The sequence below is a fragment of the Bacillus sp. 41-22 genome, from assembly GCF_025809295.1.
GTDB lineage: Bacteria > Bacillota > Bacilli > Bacillales > Bacillaceae_G > Bacillus_A > Bacillus_A mycoides.
Window position 1 is genome coordinate 2,206,227 of sequence record NZ_CP084035.1, and the last position, 22,179, is coordinate 2,228,405.

General features: G+C 34.9%; 19 protein-coding genes. 15 read left to right on the forward strand and 4 right to left on the reverse strand.

Annotated features, from left to right (window positions below):
- Positions 1-28: 28 nt before the first annotated feature.
- The 5 genes from prpD (at position 29) to LCF45_RS11350 (ending at position 6,664) form a co-directional block, all read left to right on the forward strand.
- Positions 29-1,465, forward strand: a complete 1,437-nt coding sequence (gene prpD, locus LCF45_RS11330; protein WP_002085755.1) for a 2-methylcitrate dehydratase — start codon at positions 29-31, stop codon at positions 1,463-1,465.
- Between the two features lie 18 nt (positions 1,466-1,483).
- Complete coding sequence (prpB, locus tag LCF45_RS11335) at positions 1,484-2,392, forward strand: methylisocitrate lyase (protein ID WP_002168448.1); 909 nt, start codon at positions 1,484-1,486, stop codon at positions 2,390-2,392.
- Positions 2,393-2,547: 155 nt separating this feature from the next.
- Positions 2,548-4,257 carry an acyl-CoA dehydrogenase family protein gene (locus LCF45_RS11340; protein WP_078203245.1) on the forward strand — a complete coding sequence of 570 codons (1,710 nt, stop codon included), beginning with the start codon at positions 2,548-2,550 and terminating at the stop codon, positions 4,255-4,257.
- A 16-nt stretch (positions 4,258-4,273) separates the two neighbouring features.
- Positions 4,274-5,164 (forward strand): NAD(P)-dependent oxidoreductase, encoded by an 891-nt coding sequence (locus LCF45_RS11345; protein ID WP_002031851.1) that lies wholly within the window; start codon positions 4,274-4,276, stop codon positions 5,162-5,164.
- A 39-nt stretch (positions 5,165-5,203) separates the two neighbouring features.
- Positions 5,204-6,664: a CoA-acylating methylmalonate-semialdehyde dehydrogenase gene (locus LCF45_RS11350; protein ID WP_002127280.1), complete on the forward strand. Its 1,461-nt coding sequence runs from the start codon at positions 5,204-5,206 to the stop codon at positions 6,662-6,664.
- 106 nt (positions 6,665-6,770) lie between these two features.
- Here LCF45_RS11350 and LCF45_RS11355 read toward each other — a convergent pair whose 3' ends face one another.
- Entirely contained in the window at positions 6,771-7,373 is a 603-nt protein-coding gene (locus LCF45_RS11355; RefSeq protein ID WP_263894831.1) for a LysE family translocator, read from the reverse strand.
- Positions 7,374-7,561: 188 nt separating this feature from the next.
- Positions 7,562-8,614, reverse strand: coding sequence for an enoyl-CoA hydratase/isomerase family protein (locus tag LCF45_RS11360; RefSeq protein ID WP_263894832.1), 1,053 nt, complete (start codon positions 8,612-8,614; stop codon positions 7,562-7,564).
- Positions 8,615-8,964: 350 nt separating this feature from the next.
- Here LCF45_RS11360 and LCF45_RS11365 point away from each other — a divergent pair, with 350 nt between their 5' ends.
- From LCF45_RS11365 to LCF45_RS11380, 4 genes are all read left to right on the forward strand, one after another.
- Positions 8,965-9,222 (forward strand): hypothetical protein, encoded by a 258-nt coding sequence (locus tag LCF45_RS11365; RefSeq protein ID WP_002012747.1) that lies wholly within the window; start codon positions 8,965-8,967, stop codon positions 9,220-9,222.
- A 184-nt stretch (positions 9,223-9,406) separates the two neighbouring features.
- Entirely contained in the window at positions 9,407-9,646 is a 240-nt protein-coding gene (locus LCF45_RS11370) for a DUF2584 family protein (RefSeq protein ID WP_002085739.1), read from the forward strand.
- A 15-nt stretch (positions 9,647-9,661) separates the two neighbouring features.
- Positions 9,662-10,819 carry an exonuclease SbcCD subunit D gene (locus LCF45_RS11375; RefSeq protein ID WP_050000722.1) on the forward strand — a complete coding sequence of 386 codons (1,158 nt, stop codon included), beginning with the start codon at positions 9,662-9,664 and terminating at the stop codon, positions 10,817-10,819.
- Positions 10,816-13,905, forward strand: a complete 3,090-nt coding sequence (locus LCF45_RS11380; RefSeq protein WP_263894833.1) for an AAA family ATPase — start codon at positions 10,816-10,818, stop codon at positions 13,903-13,905. The genes LCF45_RS11375 and LCF45_RS11380 overlap by 4 nt, the downstream gene beginning before the upstream one ends.
- 160 nt (positions 13,906-14,065) lie before the next feature.
- Here LCF45_RS11380 and LCF45_RS11385 read toward each other — a convergent pair whose 3' ends face one another.
- A complete protein-coding gene (locus LCF45_RS11385) occupies positions 14,066-14,239 on the reverse strand; it encodes a hypothetical protein (protein WP_002031929.1) in 174 nt (57 codons plus the stop codon).
- 336 nt (positions 14,240-14,575) lie between these two features.
- Here LCF45_RS11385 and LCF45_RS11390 point away from each other — a divergent pair, with 336 nt between their 5' ends.
- Positions 14,576-14,875 carry an ArsR/SmtB family transcription factor gene (locus tag LCF45_RS11390; RefSeq protein WP_033730116.1) on the forward strand — a complete coding sequence of 100 codons (300 nt, stop codon included), beginning with the start codon at positions 14,576-14,578 and terminating at the stop codon, positions 14,873-14,875.
- 63 nt (positions 14,876-14,938) lie between these two features.
- Here LCF45_RS11390 and LCF45_RS11395 read toward each other — a convergent pair whose 3' ends face one another.
- Complete coding sequence (locus LCF45_RS11395) at positions 14,939-15,124, reverse strand: YkvS family protein (protein WP_002012762.1); 186 nt, start codon at positions 15,122-15,124, stop codon at positions 14,939-14,941.
- A 650-nt stretch (positions 15,125-15,774) separates the two neighbouring features.
- Between LCF45_RS11395 and LCF45_RS11400 the strand changes: the two genes are divergently transcribed.
- The 5 genes from LCF45_RS11400 (at position 15,775) to LCF45_RS11420 (ending at position 22,164) form a co-directional block, all read left to right on the forward strand.
- Complete coding sequence (locus LCF45_RS11400) at positions 15,775-16,977, forward strand: L-lactate MFS transporter (protein ID WP_002127286.1); 1,203 nt, start codon at positions 15,775-15,777, stop codon at positions 16,975-16,977.
- Between the two features lie 628 nt (positions 16,978-17,605).
- A complete protein-coding gene (gene dhbA, locus LCF45_RS11405; RefSeq protein ID WP_002127287.1) occupies positions 17,606-18,391 on the forward strand; it encodes a 2,3-dihydro-2,3-dihydroxybenzoate dehydrogenase in 786 nt (261 codons plus the stop codon).
- 26 nt (positions 18,392-18,417) lie between these two features.
- Complete coding sequence (dhbC, locus tag LCF45_RS11410; protein ID WP_002127289.1) at positions 18,418-19,617, forward strand: isochorismate synthase DhbC; 1,200 nt, start codon at positions 18,418-18,420, stop codon at positions 19,615-19,617.
- Between the two features lie 12 nt (positions 19,618-19,629).
- Positions 19,630-21,246, forward strand: coding sequence for a (2,3-dihydroxybenzoyl)adenylate synthase (locus tag LCF45_RS11415; RefSeq protein WP_002168442.1), 1,617 nt, complete (start codon positions 19,630-19,632; stop codon positions 21,244-21,246).
- Positions 21,247-21,270: 24 nt separating this feature from the next.
- Positions 21,271-22,164 (forward strand): isochorismatase family protein, encoded by an 894-nt coding sequence (locus LCF45_RS11420; protein ID WP_002012770.1) that lies wholly within the window; start codon positions 21,271-21,273, stop codon positions 22,162-22,164.
- Positions 22,165-22,179: the final 15 nt, after the last annotated feature.

A 22,179-nucleotide genomic window follows, 5' to 3' on the forward strand; every position in this document is an offset into this window, starting at 1 on the left:
GAATTTTCGACAGAAAGGGAAGAATAGCATGATTAAAACAAATGAAATTAAACAAAAAGATGCATTATTAGAAGAAATTACGGACTATGTATTAAATAAAGAGGTTACAAGTGCAGAGGCATTCAGTACGGCTCGCTACGTATTACTTGATACACTTGGATGTGGAATTTTAGCACTACAATACCCAGAGTGTACGAAATTATTAGGACCAGTTGTACCAGGAACAATCGTGCCAAATGGTACACGTGTACCAGGAACATCTTATGTGCTAGATCCAGTAAAAGGCGCATTTAATATCGGATGTATGATCCGTTGGTTAGACTATAACGATACTTGGCTTGCAGCAGAGTGGGGACATCCATCTGATAACTTAGGCGGAATTTTAGCAGTTGCAGATTATATTAGCCGCGTTCGTATTTCAGAAGGAAAAGAACCATTAAAAGTACGTGAAGTACTAGAAATGATGATTAAAGCACATGAAATTCAAGGTGTACTTGCTTTAGAAAACAGCTTAAACCGTGTTGGTCTTGATCACGTATTATACGTAAAAGTAGCAACAACTGCAGTAGTTGCAAAAATGCTTGGCGGAACGCGTGAGGAAATCTTTAATGCATTATCACATGCGTGGATTGATAATTCTAGTCTTCGTACATATCGTCATGCTCCAAATACAGGTTCACGTAAATCATGGGCAGCAGGTGATGCGACGAGCCGCGGTGTTCATCTCGCAATGACTGCATTAAAAGGTGAAATGGGTTACCCAACGGCATTATCTGCACCAGGATGGGGATTCCAAGATGTGTTATTTAACAAGCAAGAATTAAAATTAGCAAGACCGCTAGAATCTTATGTAATGGAAAATGTATTATTCAAAGTGTCATTCCCAGCAGAATTCCATGCACAAACAGCTGCAGAATGTGCAGTGAAATTACATCCGGAACTTAAAGAAAGATTAGATGAAATTGATCGTATTACAATTACAACTCATGAGTCAGCAATTCGTATTATCGATAAAGAAGGTCCATTAAATAACCCAGCTGATCGCGATCACTGCCTACAATACATTACGGCAATAGGTTTATTAAAAGGAGATATCGTTGCGGATGATTATGAGGATGTAGTAGCGAATGATCCACGTGTAGATGAATTACGTAATAAGATGGTTGTTGTTGAAAATAAACAGTACAGTTTAGATTACCTTGACCCGAACAAGCGCTCAATCGCCAATGCTGTTCAAGTTCATTTTAAAGATGGTACTGTAACAGAAAATGTGGAATGTGAATATCCACTTGGCCACCGTTTCCGTAGAGACGAAGCAATTCCAAAAGTTGTTCGAAAATTCACTGCAAATATGGCAGGTCATTATTCTAGTAAGCAACAAGAAAAAATCCATGAAGCTTGTCTAAATGAAGAAAAACTAGAAAATATGAATGTAAACGAATTTGTAGATCTATTCTTAATTTAATAATAGGGGGAATTTAGAATGGCTTGGGTTGTGAATAAACAGTCGACACAAGAGGAGCTTACGAATCGCTTCCGAGCTTTAGTAGAAGCAAATGAAATTTTGCAAATTCCAGGTGCTCATGATGCAATGGCGGCTCTTGTTGCGAAAAATACAGGTTTTTCAGCTCTATATTTATCGGGAGCTGCTTACACTGCAAGTAAAGGACTACCAGATTTAGGAATCGTGACGTCTACTGAAGTAGCAGAGAGAGCAAGGGATCTAGTTAGAGCTACAGATTTACCAGTTCTTGTTGATATTGATACAGGATTTGGTGGAGTACTAAACGTAGCGAGAACAGCTGTAGAAATGGTGGAAGCGAAAGTTGCGGCTGTTCAGATTGAAGATCAACAATTACCAAAGAAATGTGGACATTTAAATGGTAAGAAACTTGTTACTACAGAAGAATTAGTTCAAAAAATTAAAGCGATTAAAGAAGTTGCGCCAAGTTTATATATTGTAGCACGCACAGATGCTCGCGGCGTGGAAGGATTAGATGCAGCGATTGAAAGAGCGAATGCATATGTAAAAGCAGGAGCAGATGCAATATTCCCAGAAGCGCTTCAATCGGAAGAAGAATTTCGTTTATTTACTAGCAAAGTGAATGCACCTTTACTAGCAAATATGACTGAGTTCGGAAAAACACCATATTATAGTGCAGAGGAATTTGCGAATATGGGCTTCCAAATGGTAATTTATCCTGTAACTTCACTTCGTGTTGCTGCAAAAGCATATGAGAATGTGTTTACGCTAATTAAGGAAACAGGTTCTCAAAAAGATGCACTTTCTAATATGCAAACGAGAAGTGAATTATATGAAACAATTTCATATCATGACTTTGAAGAGTTAGATACTGGAATTGCAAAAACAGTATTATCTGAAGATCAATAGGTAGAAGGATTTAGGCGATGAAAATACATCTTTGGCAAAACGAACTGCTTGATGTGAAAAATCATCGCCTTCTGTTTTCAATAATAAGATATTCCACTCATCGTAGACGAGCATATGCAAAGATCAACGAAGGCCGAAATGATAGGGGGATTCAGATGGAGAAAACGAAGTTACCATGGGATGAATTTTTTTCACTCAATAAAGATGTGAATAATACTTTCTTTACACCAGAAGATTTTTCAGGGGATGAAGATTTAATTGCAAAAACGACAGAACAATTCGTTAAACAAGAAATTGTCCCGCAAATTGAGAATATTGAACAACATAACTATAAAGTTTCTCGCCAATTATTTGAGAAAGCTGGGGAACTTGGATTATTAGGCATTGAGGTACCAGAAGATTATGGCGGATTCGAGTTAGGAAAGGCTGTCTCAGGTCTTGTAGCAGAGAAAATGGGTTACGCTGGTGCATTTAGCGTTTCTTTTAATATACACGCCGGTGTAGGTACATTGCCTTACATATATTATGGAACGAAAGAACAGAAAGAAAAATATTTACCGAAAATCGCATCGGGAGAATGGATTGGGGCTTATGCTTTAACTGAGCCAAATGCTGGTTCTGATGCATTAAGTGCAAAAACGAGTGCAGTATTGAATGAAGATGGTACTGCTTGGAAGTTGAATGGTGAGAAGCAGTGGATTACAAATGCTCATATGGCAGATGTATACGTTGTTTTTGCGAAGACAAATAAAGGAATGACAGCGTTTATTGTCGAAAGAACATGTGAAGGTGTATCAATAGGATTAGAAGAAAAGAAGATGGGGATTAAAGGATCTTCAACAGCGACGCTTATTTTAGAAGATGTTGTCATCCCCGCTGAAAATATTTTAGGGGAAGTTGGGAAAGGGCATCACGTAGCTCTTAATATTCTTAACTTCGCTAGACTAAAACTTGCTTTTGGAAATATTGGAACAGCAAAACAAGCAATCGGTTTGTCAGTTCAATATGGAAAAGAGCGAAAACAGTTCCAAACGGAATTAGTAGATTTTACGATGATTCAAGAGAAAATTGCCAATATGATTATTTCTACATATGGAGCAGAAAGTGCAGCTTACCGTACAGCGGGTGTAATTGATGAAGCAATTCATGAGAGTGATGAAGATCTTATGAAAAAAATGTCCCAATTTGCAATTGAATGTGCACTGAATAAAGTAAACGCTTCTGAAACACTTGCTCATATCGTAGATGAAGCTGTACAAATTCATGGTGGTTACGGTTATATGCAAGAATACGAAGTAGAACGATTATATCGTGATGCTAGAATTAGTCGTATTTTTGAAGGAACGAATGAAATTAATAGATTAACAGTTGCAAAAATGTTAATGAAGCAAATCGAGCAAATAGAAGATGCTGAAGTAGAAATTGATGTAGCAAATGTAGAAAGAAACCATCGTTACATTTTATTAGCGAAAAAATTGTTGAAACAATCTTTGAAAACGCTCTCTAAAACTCCAGGAATAAAAATTGAGCAAGAGCAAGAATATTCACGCGTATTATCAAATATGTTGACGGACGTGTACGTCATGGAATCAGCATTTTTACGTACGAGGAAAGCAGTTAGTAAAAATGGTGAGGAAAAAGAGCGTACGAAGCAAATGATAACAGGTGTTATTTGTGAAGAAGGATATCGTAAAGTAGAAGAAGCTGCGATTTCCATTCTTTCAGCAGCTGTCACAGAAGAACAAAATAGACAAGAAATATTAGCTGAAATCCGTCAATTATTAGTGCCTTTATACTCAAACTTATTTACGAAAAAGAGAGATATTGCGAAAGTTATTATAAATCGCGGGAAATATATTGTGTAAATAGGAGGAAAGCGATATGAAAAAGATTGGTTTTATCGGTTTAGGTAACATGGGTCTTCCAATGTCTAAAAATTTAGTTAAATCTAGCTACACAGTATATGGAGTGGACTTGAATAAAGAGGCGGAAGCTTCCTTTGAAAAAGAAGGAGGAATTATCGGCCTATCAATCTCAAAACTAGCAGAGACATGCGATGTGATTTTTACAAGTTTGCCTTCACCTCGTGCTGTGGAAGCGGTATATTTTGGGGAAGAAGGATTATTTGAAAATAGCCACTCGAATGTAGCTTTAATTGATACAAGTACAGTATCTCCACAATTAAACAAACAATTAGAGGAATCGGCGAAGGAAAAGAAAGTAGACTTTTTAGCAGCACCTGTTAGCGGTGGGGTAATTGGTGCAGAAAACCGTACATTAACGTTTATGGTTGGTGGATCGAAAGAAGTATATGAGAAAACTGAATCTGTCATGGAAGTGCTTGGAGCGAATGTTTTCCATGTTAGTGAGCAGATTGATAGTGGTACAACTGTTAAATTAATTAATAATCTATTAATTGGTTTTTATACAGCTGGTGTGAGTGAAGCTTTAACATTAGCGAAAAAGAACAATATGGATTTAGATAAAATGTTTGATATTTTAAATGTAAGTTACGGTCAAAGTAGAATTTATGAGCGTAATTATAAAAGTTTCATTGCATCAGAAAATTATGAGCCAGGCTTTACTGTGAATTTATTAAAGAAAGATTTAGGATTTGCAGTAGATTTAGCGAAAGAAAGCGAACTTCACTTACCAGTAAGCGAAATGCTATTAAACGTATATGAAGAAGCGAGTGAGGCAGGATATGGTGAAAACGATATGGCTGCTTTATATAAGAAAGTTAGCGAACAATTAATTTCTAATCAAAAATAGTGCACTTATAAAAACCATGATAAAAAAGGAGAGAATATAATGATTACAACTGAAATTAAACGAGTGAAAAATCATATTAATGGCGAATGGGTAGAATCTACTGGTACGGAAGTAGAAGCGGTTCCGAATCCGGCAACTGGAAAAATCATCGCTTACGTTCCACTTTCTCCAAAAGAAGATGTTGAAAAAGCTGTTGAAGCGGCAAAAGCGGCATACAAAACATGGTCTAAAGTGCCAGTTCCAAATCGTTCAAGACAACTATACAAATATCTACAACTGTTACAAGAAAATAAAGATGAGCTTGCAAAAATCATTACGCTAGAAAACGGTAAAACGCTAACGGATGCAACTGGTGAAGTACAGCGTGGTATTGAAGCGGTAGAACTTGCAACATCAGCACCAAATTTAATGATGGGACAAGCTCTTCCGAATATTGCTAGTGGAATTGATGGATCGATTTGGCGCTACCCAATCGGAGTTGTTGCTGGTATTACACCGTTTAACTTCCCGATGATGATTCCATTATGGATGTTCCCACTTGCAATTGCTTGCGGTAATACATTCGTATTAAAAACATCTGAAAGAACGCCACTTTTAGCTGAGCGACTTGTAGAGTTATTCTATGAAGCTGGTTTTCCAAAAGGGGTATTAAATTTAGTACAAGGCGGAAAAGATGTTGTAAATAGTATTTTAGAAAATAAAGATATTCAAGCAGTTTCGTTTGTTGGCTCTGAGCCAGTGGCACGCTACGTATATGAAACTGGTACAAAAAATGGTAAACGTGTACAAGCGTTAGCAGGTGCGAAAAACCATGCAGTTGTTATGCCAGATTGCAACCTTGAGAAAACAGTACAAGGTGTAATTGGGTCTGCGTTTGCAAGTAGTGGAGAGCGCTGCATGGCATGTTCAGTAGTAGCAGTAGTTGATGAAATTGCTGATGAATTCATTGATGTATTAGTAGCGGAAACGAAGAAGTTAAAAGTAGGTGACGGTTTCAACGAAGATAATTATGTTGGACCATTAATCCGTGAATCTCATAAAGAGCGTGTTTTAGGCTATATTAATAGTGGTGTAGCAGATGGAGCAACTTTACTAGTAGATGGCCGTAAAATCAATGAAGAAGTTGGAGAAGGTTACTTTGTTGGTGCAACAATCTTTGATGGTGTAAATCAAGAAATGAAAATTTGGCAAGATGAAATTTTCGCTCCGGTATTAAGTATTGTAAGAGTAAAAGATTTAGAAGAAGGTATTAAGCTGACAAATCAATCGAAATTTGCGAATGGTGCTGTTATTTATACGTCAAATGGAAAACATGCACAAACATTCCGAGACAATATTGATGCTGGTATGATTGGTGTAAACGTTAATGTTCCAGCACCAATGGCATTCTTCGCATTTGCAGGAAACAAAGCTTCATTCTTTGGAGATCTTGGTACAAATGGTACGGATGGCGTTCAATTTTATACACGTAAAAAAGTTGTAACTGAGCGCTGGTTTTAATAAAGTGAAATGATAATGAGTGGGGTGCATTCCCACTCATTATAAAAATAATACAAACGAAAATACACTACTCATAATGGAGTAGTGTATTTTCGTTTGTATTGTGTTAACTATTTCTTTCAAAGGCTAATTTAATACCAAACCCAATTAAGACGATTCCTGTAATCCCTTGAATATAACGCTGTGTCTTCGGTTTTTTCATAAAAGCACTAATTTTATCAATTAAAAATATATAAAAAGCAAACCAAATGACGGTTAAAATGAGATAAGTAAGTCCCATAACGAGAAGTTGTATAAATGTATTATGATTTGGATTTAAAAACTGTGGTAAAAAAGTTAAAAAGAAGACTGCAACCTTAGGGTTTAGTAAATTTGTAAGAAACCCTTGGCGAAAGCAAGAAGTATGTTTATTGTCATTATTTATTGGAACGTCATTTGTATTTAAGTCTTCTGTGTTTCTTACTGCTAAAAGGGCTTTAATACCAATATAGACTAAATATACAGCACCAACATATTTAAAAATAGAAAATAAAAGAGCAGACTTTACAATAAGTGCTGAAAGACCAATTACAGCAGCTAAAGTGTGAATTAAAAGCGCAACACAAGTACCAAAAACAGTTTTTACGCCGCCGATTTTGCCGGCAATCAATGTGTTTTTCGTAGCCATTGCTGTATCAGGACCGGGTAGAATAATAAGACATATAGACATAATAATAAACAGAAAAAATTTTCCATAATGTTATCCGCCTTCCTTTGTTGTTTTTAGAAAATTCGATTAACGTTAGTTTAACATATATTTTAGTTAAATAAAATTAAATTATATTTAAAATTATTTAACTAAAAAGAAGAGGCCATATAGAGTAGCTGAGAGTGTGCTACAATATATGGCCTCTTTGTTTAAGCGTTAAGTAAGTTAAAGAATCGATTTACATCTTCTTCTGAAACATCACTTAATTGTTTATATTTATAATTTGGATTTTGGTCTTTATCAACTACAACGGAGCGTACTCCTTCAAAGAAATCTTCATGTCGCATGAAGTTTTTAGCGAGTATAAGATCTGTCGCGAAACATTCTTCAACTGACTTTTCTTGGCCATCAATAAACTGTTTTAATGTTACCTTTAATGAAACAGGGGATTTGGATAATAGCTTTTCTTTCGTTGTTTGGGCAAATGGACTTTGATCTTTCTCTAACGATTGAATGATTCCCTCAATTGTATCGAATGCAAAATGCGAATTAATTTCTTCTACTGAAGAAGAAAGATTACCATCTAAGTTTGGAGCAGTTGCAAATGTACGAATAACTTCTTTTAAATGAATATGTACATCTTCTTTTTTCCAATTTACATTTTCAAGTGCGGTAAGGAAATTTGGTAATGAATCTGATGTCATAAAGTAATCAGCAGCGTTAATATATAATACATCAGGAGCTTTTAAAATAGATGCTGTTAAAGCAACATATCGACCAGTATATCCAGGCGCTTTATTTAAGAAATAAGCAGCACCGACATCAGGGAAGAAACCGATGTTCATTTCAGGCATTGCCCACTTCGTACGCTCTGTTACAATTCGATACGTCGCTCCATTTGTCAGACCGACACCACCGCCCATTACAATTCCATCTAAACAAGCGATAATTGGTTTTTTGTATTGATAAATAAATGTATCAATTTCATATTCTTCTTCAAAAAACTGCTCTGCATGTTGTAATGCAACTTCGTTAGAACGTGCTTCGTATAGCGTTTTAATATCACCACCTGCACAAAAACCTTTCGTCCCAGCTCCTTTTAAAACGACGAGTTCAATACGCTCATCTTGCTCCCATTCTTTAAGTTTTTGCCCAATTGGTTGTAACATGTCATAGGATAAAGAATTAAGTGCTTTTGGACGGTTTAAAGTAATAGATGCAACGCCGTTTTCGCTAACAGAAAATAAAACGTGTTCAGTCATTATAAATCCTCCCTTACTTATCTTTCTATTCTTATTTCTTGATACATGCTGAAATGTCCTCTATAATTTTTGTCCAAATTAGGTGCTTAGTGTTAGTATTTATCGCATATTTTGACGAGTTATATTTGCAGGATTTCAGAGAATGAAGAGGAATATTACAACATTACTGTAAGTGCTATTATTTGAAAATGTCGTGTTGAAGGCGCTATTATATGTATAACTTATATTGAGTTAGTATACGTGGCGTAAATTAAAGAGTTGATGTAGAAAAAGTTAAAAGGCTGAATTATCTAACTTTTAAAGAGCGCGGGGTTTGTATATAATTAGAAATAGAGAAAGGAGAGATCGGAATGCCAGGACCTTTACTATTGTCGGTTATTATTTTGTCATCTCTTATGGTAGGAATTACACAGTATTTTCATCATACAGATACGACAGAAGAAGTGAAGGCTAAGGTACGTCTCGTGTTTCCGATTTTTATAATATCTATTTCCATATGCTTTTTATTAAATAAAGATGGGTATGTTGTGGCCGTATTTGCGTTTTTTGTAGCGATTGTCTTAATAACTGTATTGTACTACGTTATGAAAGAGTACTTACAAAAATAAGGATGCCTGAAAGGGCATTTTTATTTTTGTAGATTAATAATTTCACATACCGTATTTCATATAAAAAAACATAAAATATTTATAATTAAAAAAGTATGTACATCGCGGTGTATTTACTTGTCAATCTTGCATGACCACTATACTATTAAAATGTAGAGATTAGAAAAAAGGGGTTGTATCTAGCATGAAATTTGAGATGCATACAAAAATTATTTCAAATGAAAAAGAAGTAAGATTACATATAGAAGATAATTTATTTCAATTAATTTTAGATGGTTATCATCTATTTACTATTCAAGAAATATTGCCTTTATATAAATCAAACGAAGAAAGAATCGGTAGTGCAATTGTCCAAAAGTTAGAATGGGAGAACGGAAAAACTACACTAAACTATCAGCTTGTTTCACTACAATCAGTAAACTAAAAGGAGAAGGGTAATATGAAGTTTTTTCATACAGCGGATTGGCATTTAGGTAAGCTTGTTCATGGTGTATATATGACTGAAGATCAAAAAATTGTGTTAGATCAGTTTGTACAAGCTGTTGAAGAGGAAAAACCGGATGCTGTAATTATTGCAGGAGATTTATATGACCGAGCAATTCCACCTACAGAAGCAGTAGACTTATTAAATGATGTATTACAAAAGATAGTTATTGATTTACAAACACCAATAATTGCAGTTGCAGGAAACCACGATAGTCCGGACCGCATACATTTTGGTAGTAATTTAATGAAAAAACAAGGATTACATATTGTTGGACAACTCCAGTTTCCATACAATCCTGTTGTTTTAAATGATGAATACGGAGAGGTTCATTTCCATCTCGTTCCGTATGCAGATCCAAGTATTGTTAGACATATATTGAAAAATGAAGATGTTCGTTCTCATGATGATGCGATGCGTATTTTTATGAACGAACTCTCTGAAACGATGGATAAAGAAGCGAGACACATATTTGTAGGACATGCATTTGTAACTTCTTCAGGAGAGGCAGAGGAAAATACGAGTGATGCGGAACGACCACTTTCAATTGGTGGTGCTGAATATGTAAATAGCCATTATTTTGATAAGTTTCATTACACGGCGCTTGGCCATTTACATCAAGCGCATTTTGTACGTAATGAGACAATTCGTTATTCAGGTTCACCACTTGCATATTCTATTTCTGAAGAAAAGCATAAAAAAGGATATTATATTGTGGAACTGGATGAAAAAGGTGAAACAACAATTGAAAAACGTTTACTTACACCACGTCGTAAAATGCGTACAGTAGAAGCGAAAATAGACGATTTATTGCTTCATCCAGTGAGTGAAGATTATGTATTTGTGAAATTATTAGATGAAAATCCTGTCTTGCAGCCAATGGAAAAAATACGTTCTGTATACCCAAATGCAATGCATGTTGAAAGATCTATTCAAAGACGAGAGTTCACAGATGAAAATGAAGTAACTGTTTCAAGACATAAAACGGATGATTTATCTCTTTTAAAAGCATTTTATAAAGAAATGAAAGGGCTAGATTTATCAGAAGAGAAAGAACGTCTATTTTTAGATGTTTTGCAAACAGTGCAAGAACGGGAAGGTGAGCGAGGATGAGACCGATTCAGCTTATAATGACCGCGTTTGGTCCATATAAACAGAAAGAAGTAATCGATTTTAAAGATCTTGGTGAGCATCGTATTTTCGCTATTTCTGGAAATACAGGAGCTGGAAAGACAACGATTTTTGATGCGATTTGTTATGTATTATATGGAGAGGCTAGTGGAGAAGAGCGCAGTGATACAAACATGCTTCGTAGCCAATTTGCTGATGATGATGTTTATACAAGTGTGGAATTAACTTTTCAATTAAAAGGAAAAAGTTATGAAATTAAACGACAACTGGGCCATAAAAAACAAGGAAATAAAACAATTACAGGACATGCAGTCGAATTATATGAAGTAATTGATGAGGAAAAAGTTCCATGTGTCGATCGTTTTCATGTAACGGATGTAAATAAAAAAGTTGAAGATTTAATTGGATTAAGTAAACATCAATTTAGCCAAATTGTCATGTTACCGCAAGGAGAGTTCCGAAAATTATTAACATCTGAAACGGAAAATAAAGAAGAAATACTACGCCGCATTTTTAAAACAGATCGTTATAAATTAATGCGTGAGATATTAGATCAAAAGCGCAAACAATGGAAAGACGTCTTACAAGAAAAACAAAAAGAACGTGAGCTATATTTCCGTAATGTATTTAAATTACCAATACGTGATGGGGCATTATTAGAGACATTAGTGGAACAAGAGCATGTAAATACACATCAAGTAGTAGAGGCATTAGAACAAGAAACAGTTTGGTACAATGCAGAGGTTGAGCAATTACACTTAGAACAAAATGACAAAACGAAACAATTAAAAGAAGCAGAGGCACGTTTTCATGCAGCAAAAGCTGTAAATGAGAAATTCAAAGATTTAGAACAAAAGAATGAGAAGTACAGTATTTTACAAGAAAACCGTGCCGTAATCGAAATGAAAGAAAAATCTTTTAAACATGCGGAACAGGCGAAGCGATTATTACCATTTGAGCAATGGTATGAGGAAGCGATGCAATATGAACAGCAGTCTGAAAGTTTGTTAAAACAGATAATCGCAAAAAAAGAGCATATAATGAACAGTTTTGCACTTGCTCAGGAGAAATATGAAGCATTAAAGAATAAGGCATCCGGGCGAGAAAATGCTAAAAAACAAGTTCAAAGACTAGAAGAGTTACAGCCAATTATTGCATCATTAGCTGAGAAAAAGTTAAATTTGCAAAATGCTGAAATTCAAATAGGAAAATTAAAAGAAGGTATGCAAAAGTTAGATGAACAACTAGAAGCGCATAAAAATGAAAAACAAAGAATGTCTGGCGAATTACAGCAATTAGAAGCAGCGCTTGAACAATATGTAGCTAAAGTAGAAGCACTAACGAATATGCGAGAAGATGCAAAAGTATTAAAGCAGGCATATGATGTATGGCAAGAAAAACAAAAATACGAGCTAGAAAAAGAAAGTGCGTTTCATAAGATGCAACAGGCAGTTAGTACATATGAAAATATTGAACGCCGCTGGTTAAGTGAACAAGCTGGTATATTAGCTCTTCATTTACATGATGGTGAATCTTGTCCAGTATGTGGTAGTATGGACCACCCGAAAAAAGCTACAGAGCAAAGTAATGCAATTGATGAAAAAGAGTTAAATGAGCTAAGAGAAAAGAAAAATATTGCGGAAAAATTACATGTTCAATTAGAAGAAAAGTGGAATTTCTATCGAGTTCAATATGAACAAGTGATAGAAGAAGTGCTAAAGCGAGGCTATCGCTCAGAAGAATTAGTAGAAACATATAGTGCGCTCGTTCAAAAAGGAAAGCAATTAGCAGCAGAAGTTAATGCGTTAAAAGCAAGTGAAGAAACGCGTAAGCAAATTGCTGTGAATATAAAAAGCGTAGAAGAAAAAGTAGAAGAACTCCAGAAACAAAAGCGTGAAGTAGAAACTGTGCAGCACCGTACTGAAATGGAGTGTATGCAGCTTCGTACGTCATATGAACATGATAAGCAAAATATTCCGGAAAGCTTGCAAACGGTACAAGCTTGGAAAGTACAGTTTGACCAAGCTCTGCAAGAACTTAGGTTAATGGAAGATGAATGGGAGAAAGTACAAGAGGCGTATCAACATTGGCAAAATGAAAATATACGTATTCAAGCAGAACATGATAATGCTTCTAATCAATTTAATAGTGCAAAAGAGAAGAGAGAAGAGACGTTTACACGCTTTATGAAAGAGCTAGAACAAAGTGGATTTACAGATCAATTAACATATAAAGAATCCAAATTAAATGATGCTGAGATGGATAAGTTACAACAAGAAATCCAAAGTTATTACTCATCTCTAGAAGTACTTACAAAACAAATTGACGAATTAAAAGCAGACTTAAAAGATAAAGAGTATATGGACATTTCTTCATTAGATGAGCAAGTGAGAGAATTGGAAATTAGCCTTGATATTATTAAAGAAAAACGACAACGTGCTCAAAACGCCGTATCATATATTACGGATTTACATGAAAATATTAAACGAATTGATGAACAAATTCATGAGGAAGAAAAAGCATTCCAAGAACTTGTTGATTTATATGAAGTAATGAAAGGGGATAATGATAGTCGTATATCCTTTGAACGTTACATCTTAATTGAGTATTTAGAACAAATTGTTCAAATTGCGAACGAACGACTACGTAAATTATCAAATGGACAATTTTATTTAAAACGAAGCGAACGAGTTGAAAAGAGGAATCGACAAAGTGGATTAGGATTAGATGTATATGATGCATATACAGGTCAAACCCGAGATGTAAAAACATTATCTGGCGGTGAGAAATTTAACGCATCACTTTGCTTAGCACTTGGAATGGCAGATGTAATTCAAGCGTATGAGGGTGGTATTTCCATCGAAACGATGTTTATCGATGAAGGATTCGGCTCATTAGATGAAGAGTCATTAACGAAAGCAGTTGACGCCCTAATCGACTTGCAAAAATCAGGTCGCTTTATCGGTGTAATTTCACACGTTCAAGAACTGAAAAACACAATGCCAGCTGTATTAGAGGTAACGAAGCAGAAGGATGGGTGTAGTCAGACGAGGTTTGTGGTGAAATAAGCTTGTCAAATTGAAAGTATCTATCCTTACTTTGAACATTGTACCAAATTGTTATAACGTTTTTTCAATTAAGTTCAAATGAATTTAATAATGTTTTTATATAAAGCCGTCTCTATAGTAGAGGCGGCATCTTTATTATTTAAAGGAATGAATGATGCAATTATGAATCATTTGAAGAAGGTGGCGTATTTGCCAAACGGTTATAACTTTTAAAGGCTGAAATTGCAGATATAACACCACCTGTTAAAAATAAAGCTGAACCACCAACTAAGATAATACGACTGACATACGTTTCACGAGCTTCTTCAACTTGTTCTTGTAACGGTGTTGGCATATAAAGTCCCCCTCAATAAGAATGTGTTTTGCAATAGTATATACAAATGCCTAAAATATGTTAAAATCACTGGATAGTATTATGAGGAAGTATATAGTTAGATGTGAATTGTTTGAAAAATCTTCATTATAAATTTATGCTAACTTCACATAGAGCACAAATTGAAATTGTATTATGTATATGTACCAAATAGATGAAATTGTATAGTATTGCTGTTTTTAAATAATCAAAATCCTATTATTTCTATATAAGGGTCTTAATTGTATATTTAGAGATAATATTTTATTTAGAAGCAGATTTTAATAAAAAGGAATTCAAATAAAAGGGGAATGTCTTATGACAACATATACGAGCGAGATAAAAAAAAGTTTAGTAACTGAAGAAGATGTGGATATTTTAAAAATAATGGCGCATCCAATACGATTACAAATTGTAAATGAATTAAGTGCACGCAAAACTTGTAATGTAACACAATTAACAGAAATATTGAATATTCCTCAATCGACTGTTTCGCAGCATTTATCAAAAATGAAAGGTAAAGTGCTAAGAGCTGAGAGAAGAGGGTTAGAAATTTATTATTATATTAATAATTTAAAAGCAAGCGAGATTGTTAGTGTTTTAGGATATGTAAATTAATGAATTGTTATTATACAAAATAGCCTCCGCTGTTAAGCAGGGGCTATTTTGTATTGTATTGTTTTATTTATTTGCATTTAAAATTTTATAGTTTTTATGATTTACAATTGTTCGGTCAAATTCAAAAGTACCACCGCTTACATCTGTGACTTCAACTAAGACCGATTCAGTGTATAGTTTTAGTACAGATGCTGTGATCTTTAAGTTATTTCGTTGAAATAGTATAGTATCGCCTACGTTTGCTTTCATAGTACCTCCTTATAAAAGTCAGAAATGTTTGTTTATTATATATATTAAACCACGTATAGATATATTAGTGAATGTTTAGTTTTATTTATCAATAAAATATTTGTTGTTTAGTAAAAATTAAAGTGCAACATTATGTAAATGAATTATATATTTTCTATTTTTATGTATAAAATTGTAAAAAAACGTTGTAATTCTGTATGTTTCGTTAAAAAACAAGATATATGGAAGTTAAAATGTATAAAAGATGGAATTTTTGATTACAAGACTATTAAATGATTTGTATCAAGAAATACAGACGAACATGTTATAAACGTTGAAGAGTTAAATAAGAATAGGATAAGCAAAATATTGAAGTCCAGCCATGGATAATTCGATAATTTTTTTGGTAAAAGAGGATGTGAAAGCTCCGTAAGTCGTATTGATGTAAAACATTATAAAAACTACTACGTATTTAACAAGTAGTTTTTTGTATTTCACCCTTCGTTTTCTGTAACTGATTCCATATTTTTGACGCTCCATCTTGTAAGTGCTTACATAAGCGAAAACATCCTATACAATGAAGTTGTTAAGTCGAATGAGGTGGCGAAAATAAAAATAAAAAAAGCATATTTAGCGAATAGCATTGAAATAGAAAGAGGAGGAGAGATGGTATGAAAAAATCATCGGTTAATCCATGGCTTGTTGTCCTTGGAACAGTCATAGTACAAATGGGGCTTGGTACGATATATACATGGAGTTTATTCAATCAGCCCTTAGTGAGTAAATACGGTTGGAGTCTTAACGCTGTTGCTATAACTTTCTCAATTACTAGCCTGTCTTTAGCGTTTTCAACTTTGTTTGCGAGTAAATTGCAAGAAAAATGGGGACTTCGTAAACTTATTATGATAGCTGGACTAGCATTAGGAAGTGGATTAATACTTAGTTCACAAGCTTCCTCATTAATATTGCTTTATGTACTAGCAGGGGTTGTTGTAGGTTATGCAGATGGTACAGCATATATCACTTCATTATCCAATTTAATAAAGTGGTTTCCAAAGCGTAAAGGTTTAATTGCTGGTATTTCTGTCTCTGCATATGGTTCGGGTAGCTTAATTTTTAAATATATTAACGCACAGTTAATTGAATCAGTTGGTGTATCACAAGCGTTTATATACTGGGGTTTAATTGTTACAGCTATGATTGTCCTTGGCGCTTGTTTAATCCATCAAGCTGCAGATCAAGGAGCAGTTCATGAAACAAAAACTCAGGAATATACAACGAAAGAAATGTTAGGCACAAAACAAGTATACTTATTATTTATTATGTTATTTACATCATGTATGAGTGGCTTATACTTAATTGGTATGGTAAAAGACATTGGTGTTCAACTTGTAGGGCTTAGCGCAGCGACAGCAGCTAATGCGGTGGCTATGGTTGCAATCTTCAATACATTAGGTCGTATTATTTTAGGACCGTTATCAGATAAAATCGGCCGTTTAAAAATCGTTACTGGTACATTTGTTGTTATGGCAGCTTCAGTCTTGGTTTTAAGTTTCGTAGATTTAAATTATGGTATCTACTTCGTATGTGTAGCAAGTGTAGCGTTTTGCTTTGGTGGAAATATCACTATTTTCCCAGCTATCGTTGGTGATTTCTACGGTATGAAAAACCATAGTAAGAACTACGGAATTGTGTATCAAGGATTTGGATTTGGAGCGCTCGCTGGTTCCTTTATCGGTGCAGTTCTAGGTGGATTCAAACCAACTTTCATGGTGATCGGCGTATTATGTGTCGTATCATTTATTATCGCACTTTTAATCCAAGTGCCTAAGCAGAAAAAAGAAAAAGAAGAAGAGTATCGCAGTGTAGCGTAAGTATATAAATCTTCTTTAACACTATGTTTACTAAAAAGCACCCTATTTAATAGGGTGCTTTTTTATGAATTATAACATGTGGAATTTTCTAGAGGCAAAAAATGAGTAAAGTATCCGTTTGGATTATATTGGAATATCATAAATTGATATATTATATTCGAAATACTTATTAAATCTTAAATTATAAACACGACATGCATCGGTAATTGCAAGATATACTTTCTCGATATTTTCAGAAAAATGTTGAGAAAATATATACTTGAGTTTTTGGTAAGGCTTTGTAAATGAAGGTATCTACAGTTTATCTTCTTCAATTTTAAAAAGAGGAGTACGAATTAAATTTTTTAATGTAAGTACTTATTAATGCTTTTAGATGTAATTGTATTGAGAAGTACTAAAATATTTTATCTGAAAAATAAAAATAGGTTGACAAGTTTATTGAGAAAGATTATCATTTCGGTGTAAGAATATTAAATGAAAAACATTATCAATGAATAATATTTTGATGAAAAGTACACTTGACCAATTAGTTTAGTAAGTGTATTATTTTTTACATTGATAGTGATAATCGTTATCATTATCGCTATTTGTTTAATTAGATTAATTTTCAAATGAAGGGATAGAGGAAATGAACTTAGGGGAATTTGATGGAAAAACGGTTTTAGTAACAGGTGCAGCTCAAGGTATAGGCAGTGTTGTTGCCAAAATGTTTTTAGAAAGAGGAGCTACAGTTATTGCGGTTGATCAAAATGAAGAGGGGTTAAACGTACTCTTAAATGAAAATGAATTAAATGAAACACGTATGAAAACATTTCATTTAGATGTGAGTGATAGTACTGCTGTTGAAGATATGGTAAACGGTATTGAAAATGATATAGCAACAATAGATATATTAATAAATGTTGCAGGGGTATTACGTATGGGACCGATTCACTCTTTAAGTGATGAAGATTGGAATAAAACCTTCTCTGTAAATTCTACAGGAGTTTTCTATATGTCTCGAGCAGTAAGTAAACATATGATGCAAAGAAGGTCAGGGGCAATTGTTACAGTTGGTTCAAATGCGGCAAATACTCCGAGAATGGAAATGGCTGCGTACGCTGCATCAAAAGCCGCAACGACAATGTTTATGAAGTGTTTAGGATTAGAGCTTGCAGCATACAATATTCGCTGCAACTTAGTTTCTCCTGGTTCTACTGAAACTGAAATGCAAAGATTACTATGGGCTGATGAGAATGGAGCTGAAAATATAATTGCTGGTTCTCAAAATACATATAGACTCGGTATTCCGTTACAAAAAATTGCACAACCTTCAGAAATTGCTGAAGCTGTATTGTTTTTAGCTTCTGATAAAGCGAGTCATATTACAATGCACAATTTATGTGTCGATGGCGGAGCTACATTAGGAGTTTAATAAAAAATTCAGGAGGTTTTAATACTATGAATGAACTTATAGCCGTAAAGGAACTGTCAGAAAAATTATTAGAAGATTATAAAACTGAATCTTCGTTCTTTTTCGCTTCACCAACTCGAACGATATTGACAGAAGGAGAGTTTACTACAGTAAAACATCATGAAATTGAAAGTTTTCCAGAACTTGTACAAGCGGTATTAAGTAATGCAAAACAAGCCGGAAATCCGAATCCTATCGTTGTTGGTGCTTTGCCTTTTGATCGTAGAAAAGAAGTTCAACTTATCGTACCAGAACATAGTAGAATTACTGAGCGTTTACAGTTAGAGACAACAAATGAGATAAAACGAAATGAGAAACTGACATTTGAAATGACACCGGTTCCAGCTCCTGAAGTTTATATGGATGGTGTGAAGCAAGGAATAGCAAAAATTCAGGACGGAGATTTAAGAAAAATCGTTCTATCTAGATCGTTGGATGTTAAGTCTTCCGAGAAAATTGATCAACAAAAACTACTTCGTGAATTAGCGGAACATAATAAGCACGGCTACACATTTGCTGTTAATTTGCCGAAAGATGAAAACGAGTACAGTAAGACGTTAATTGGAGCAAGTCCTGAATTACTTGTTTCACGTCATGGTATGCAAGTAATTTCTAATCCGTTGGCTGGCTCAAGACCACGAAGTGAGGATCCAGTAGAAGATAAAAGAAGGGCAGAAGAATTACTTTCTTCTCCAAAAGATTTACATGAACATGCGGTAGTAGTTGAAGCGGTTGCCGCTGCGCTTCGCCCTTACTGTCATATATTACATGTTCCAGAAAAACCCTCAGTTATTCATAGTGAAGCAATGTGGCATTTGTCTACGGAAGTGAAAGGTGAACTAAAGGACCCAAATACGTCTTCTTTAGAATTAGCAATTGCTCTTCATCCTACGCCAGCAGTTTGTGGAACTCCAATGGAAGAAGCGAGAGAGGCTATTCAAAAAATTGAGCCATTTGACCGTGAATTCTTTACAGGAATGTTAGGGTGGAGCGATTTAAATGGAGATGGCGAATGGATTGTTACAATTCGTTGTGCTGAAGTGCAAGAGAATACACTTCGCTTATATGCAGGTGCTGGAGTTGTTGCTGAATCAAAGCCAGAAGATGAGTTAGCAGAAACATCAGCTAAGTTCCAAACAATGTTGAAGGCTTTAGGGTTAAGAGATAATGCGCTGAATGAAAAATAGGGGGAAGAAAGAATGTTAATAGGTTATACGGAATGGCCAAAAGAATTTGCCAATCGCTATCGAGAAGAAGGGTGTTGGCTTGGAGAAACATTTGGTTCGATGTTAAAAGAACGTGCTGAAAAATATGGGGATCAAATTGCGGTTGTAAGTAGTAATACGCATATAACGTATAGTGAACTTGATAAAAAGGTAGATCGCTTAGCTTCAGGTTTACTGAATTTAGGAATAAAGAAAGAAGACCGAGTTGTAATCCAGTTACCTAATATTATAGAGTTTTTCGAAATATGCTTTGCGCTATTTCGCATTGGAGCACTCCCTGTTTTTGCACTACCTTCTCATCGCAGTAGTGAAATTAGTTATTTTTGCGAGTTTGGTGAAGCGAGTGCTTACGTTATTTCAGATAAGGCTCTCGGCTTTGATTATCGAAAACTAGCAAGAGAAGTGAAAGAGAAAGTTCCCGCTTTACAACATGTAATCGTAGTGGGGGAAGAAGAAGAATTCGTGAACATAACTGATCTTTATATGGATCCGATTCCGTTACCAGAAGTTCAGCCAAGTGATGTTGCGTTTCTCCAATTATCAGGAGGGACGACAGGACTTTCTAAATTAATTCCTAGAACACATGATGACTATATTTATAGTTTACGTGTTAGCGCTGACATTTGTAATTTAAATGCAGAAAGTGTCTATATGGCAGTTCTTCCAGTAGCACACAATTACCCGATGAGTTCTCCAGGGACATTTGGAACTTTCTATGCCGGTGGAAAAGTAGTATTGGCAACTGGAGGTAGTCCAGATGAGGCATTTGCTCTTATAGAAAAAGAAAAAGTTACGATTACAGCGCTCGTTCCACCATTAGCAATGATTTGGCTTGATGCGGTATCTTCCCGTAATAACGATTTATCAAGCCTGCAAGTTATTCAAGTAGGCGGTGCGAAATTTAGTGCCGAAGTTGCGAAGCGTATACGCCCTACATTCGGATGTACGTTACAGCAAGTGTTCGGTATGGCGGAAGGGTTAGTAAATTACACAAGACTAGATGATCCAGAAGAAATCATTATTCATACACAAGGTAGACCGATGTCTACATTTGATGAAGTTCGAGTTGTTGATGAACATGATAATGATGTTAAGCCTGGTGAAGTAGGTAGTTTATTAACAAGAGGGCCATATACAATTCGTGGCTATTATAAAGCGGAAGAGCATAATGTAAGATCATTTACAGAAGATGGTTTTTATCGCACAGGTGATCTTGTAAAAGTAAATGAACAAGGTTACATCATTGTAGAAGGAAGAGATAAAGATCAAATTAACCGTGGTGGTGAGAAGGTTGCTGCGGAAGAAGTTGAAAATCATCTATTAGCACATGATGCAGTACATGATGTAGCAATTGTATCTATGCCTGACGATTATTTAGGAGAACGCACTTGCGCTTTTGTTATCGCTCGTGGACAAGTCCTAACTGCAAACGAATTAAAAATGTTCTTAAGAGAACGTGGTATAGCAGCTTATAAGATTCCAGATCGAATTGAATTTATTGAATCATTCCCACAAACAGGTGTTGGAAAAGTAAGCAAAAAAGAATTACGTAAAGTCATTGCTGAAAAACTTATTACAGTAAAACAATAATAAAAATCGGAAGGAAGTGATTAGATGGCTATCCCATCTATTTCAGTATATAAAATGCCAATTGAATCAGAACTACCAAAAAATAAAGTGAATTGGACGCCAGATCCGAAACGTGCGGTTCTTCTAATCCATGACATGCAAGAATATTTTCTTGATGCATATAGCGATAAAGAATCGCCAAAAGTAGAACTAATTTCAAATATTAAGGTAATAAGAGAAAGATGCAAGGAACTTGGTATACCAGTTGTTTATACAGCACAACCTGGTGGACAAACGTTAGAACAACGAGGGTTATTACAAGACTTTTGGGGTGACGGTATTCCTGCTGGACCAGATAAAAAGAAAATTGTCGATGAGCTTACTCCAGATGAGGATGATATATTCCTAACCAAATGGAGATATAGTGCATTTAAAAAGACGAATCTATTAGAAATTTTAAATGAGCAGGGAAGAGATCAACTTATTATTTGCGGTATTTATGCGCATATTGGCTGCCTTTTAACAGCTTGTGAAGCATTTATGGATGGTATAGAGCCATTTTTTGTAGCAGATGCAGTTGCTGATTTTTCACTAGAGCATCATAAACAAGCATTGCAGTATGCATCAAATAGATGTGCAGTAACGACATCAACAAACTTACTATTAAAAGATTTACAAAGTGTAAAAAGCGATGAGAGTGAAGGAATCACTTTACAGAAAGTACATGAACTAGTTGCACAACTACTCCGTGAGCCAGTAGAGAGTATTGAAGTTGATGAAGACTTATTAAATAGAGGACTTGATTCGGTCAGAATTATGAGTTTAGTAGAGAAATGGCGTCGCGAAGGGAAAGAAATCACTTTTGCAGATTTAGCAGAACGTCCAACTGTTGATGATTGGTACCGTTTACTATCTTCACAAGCAGCACAAGTGCTGTAACAAATAGACTACATA

Excerpts from the sequence above, each read along its gene's own strand:
- prpD (WP_002085755.1), top strand. The coding sequence starts at position 29 with ATGATTAAAACAAATGAAATTAAACAAAAAGATGCATTATTAGAAGAA.
- prpB (WP_002168448.1), top strand. The coding sequence starts at position 1,484 with ATGGCTTGGGTTGTGAATAAACAGTCGACACAAGAGGAGCTTACGAAT.
- LCF45_RS11340 (WP_078203245.1), top strand. The coding sequence starts at position 2,548 with ATGGAGAAAACGAAGTTACCATGGGATGAATTTTTTTCACTCAATAAA.
- LCF45_RS11345 (WP_002031851.1), top strand. The coding sequence starts at position 4,274 with ATGAAAAAGATTGGTTTTATCGGTTTAGGTAACATGGGTCTTCCAATG.
- LCF45_RS11350 (WP_002127280.1), top strand. The coding sequence starts at position 5,204 with ATGATTACAACTGAAATTAAACGAGTGAAAAATCATATTAATGGCGAA.
- LCF45_RS11355 (WP_263894831.1), bottom strand. The coding sequence starts at position 7,373 with ATGTCTATATGTCTTATTATTCTACCCGGTCCTGATACAGCAATGGCT.
- LCF45_RS11360 (WP_263894832.1), bottom strand. The coding sequence starts at position 8,614 with ATGACTGAACACGTTTTATTTTCTGTTAGCGAAAACGGCGTTGCATCT.
- LCF45_RS11365 (WP_002012747.1), top strand. The coding sequence starts at position 8,965 with ATGCCAGGACCTTTACTATTGTCGGTTATTATTTTGTCATCTCTTATG.
- LCF45_RS11370 (WP_002085739.1), top strand. The coding sequence starts at position 9,407 with ATGAAATTTGAGATGCATACAAAAATTATTTCAAATGAAAAAGAAGTA.
- LCF45_RS11375 (WP_050000722.1), top strand. The coding sequence starts at position 9,662 with ATGAAGTTTTTTCATACAGCGGATTGGCATTTAGGTAAGCTTGTTCAT.
- LCF45_RS11380 (WP_263894833.1), top strand. The coding sequence starts at position 10,816 with ATGAGACCGATTCAGCTTATAATGACCGCGTTTGGTCCATATAAACAG.
- LCF45_RS11385 (WP_002031929.1), bottom strand. The coding sequence starts at position 14,239 with ATGCCAACACCGTTACAAGAACAAGTTGAAGAAGCTCGTGAAACGTAT.
- LCF45_RS11390 (WP_033730116.1), top strand. The coding sequence starts at position 14,576 with ATGACAACATATACGAGCGAGATAAAAAAAAGTTTAGTAACTGAAGAA.
- LCF45_RS11395 (WP_002012762.1), bottom strand. The coding sequence starts at position 15,124 with ATGAAAGCAAACGTAGGCGATACTATACTATTTCAACGAAATAACTTA.
- LCF45_RS11400 (WP_002127286.1), top strand. The coding sequence starts at position 15,775 with ATGAAAAAATCATCGGTTAATCCATGGCTTGTTGTCCTTGGAACAGTC.
- dhbA (WP_002127287.1), top strand. The coding sequence starts at position 17,606 with ATGAACTTAGGGGAATTTGATGGAAAAACGGTTTTAGTAACAGGTGCA.
- dhbC (WP_002127289.1), top strand. The coding sequence starts at position 18,418 with ATGAATGAACTTATAGCCGTAAAGGAACTGTCAGAAAAATTATTAGAA.
- LCF45_RS11415 (WP_002168442.1), top strand. The coding sequence starts at position 19,630 with ATGTTAATAGGTTATACGGAATGGCCAAAAGAATTTGCCAATCGCTAT.
- LCF45_RS11420 (WP_002012770.1), top strand. The coding sequence starts at position 21,271 with ATGGCTATCCCATCTATTTCAGTATATAAAATGCCAATTGAATCAGAA.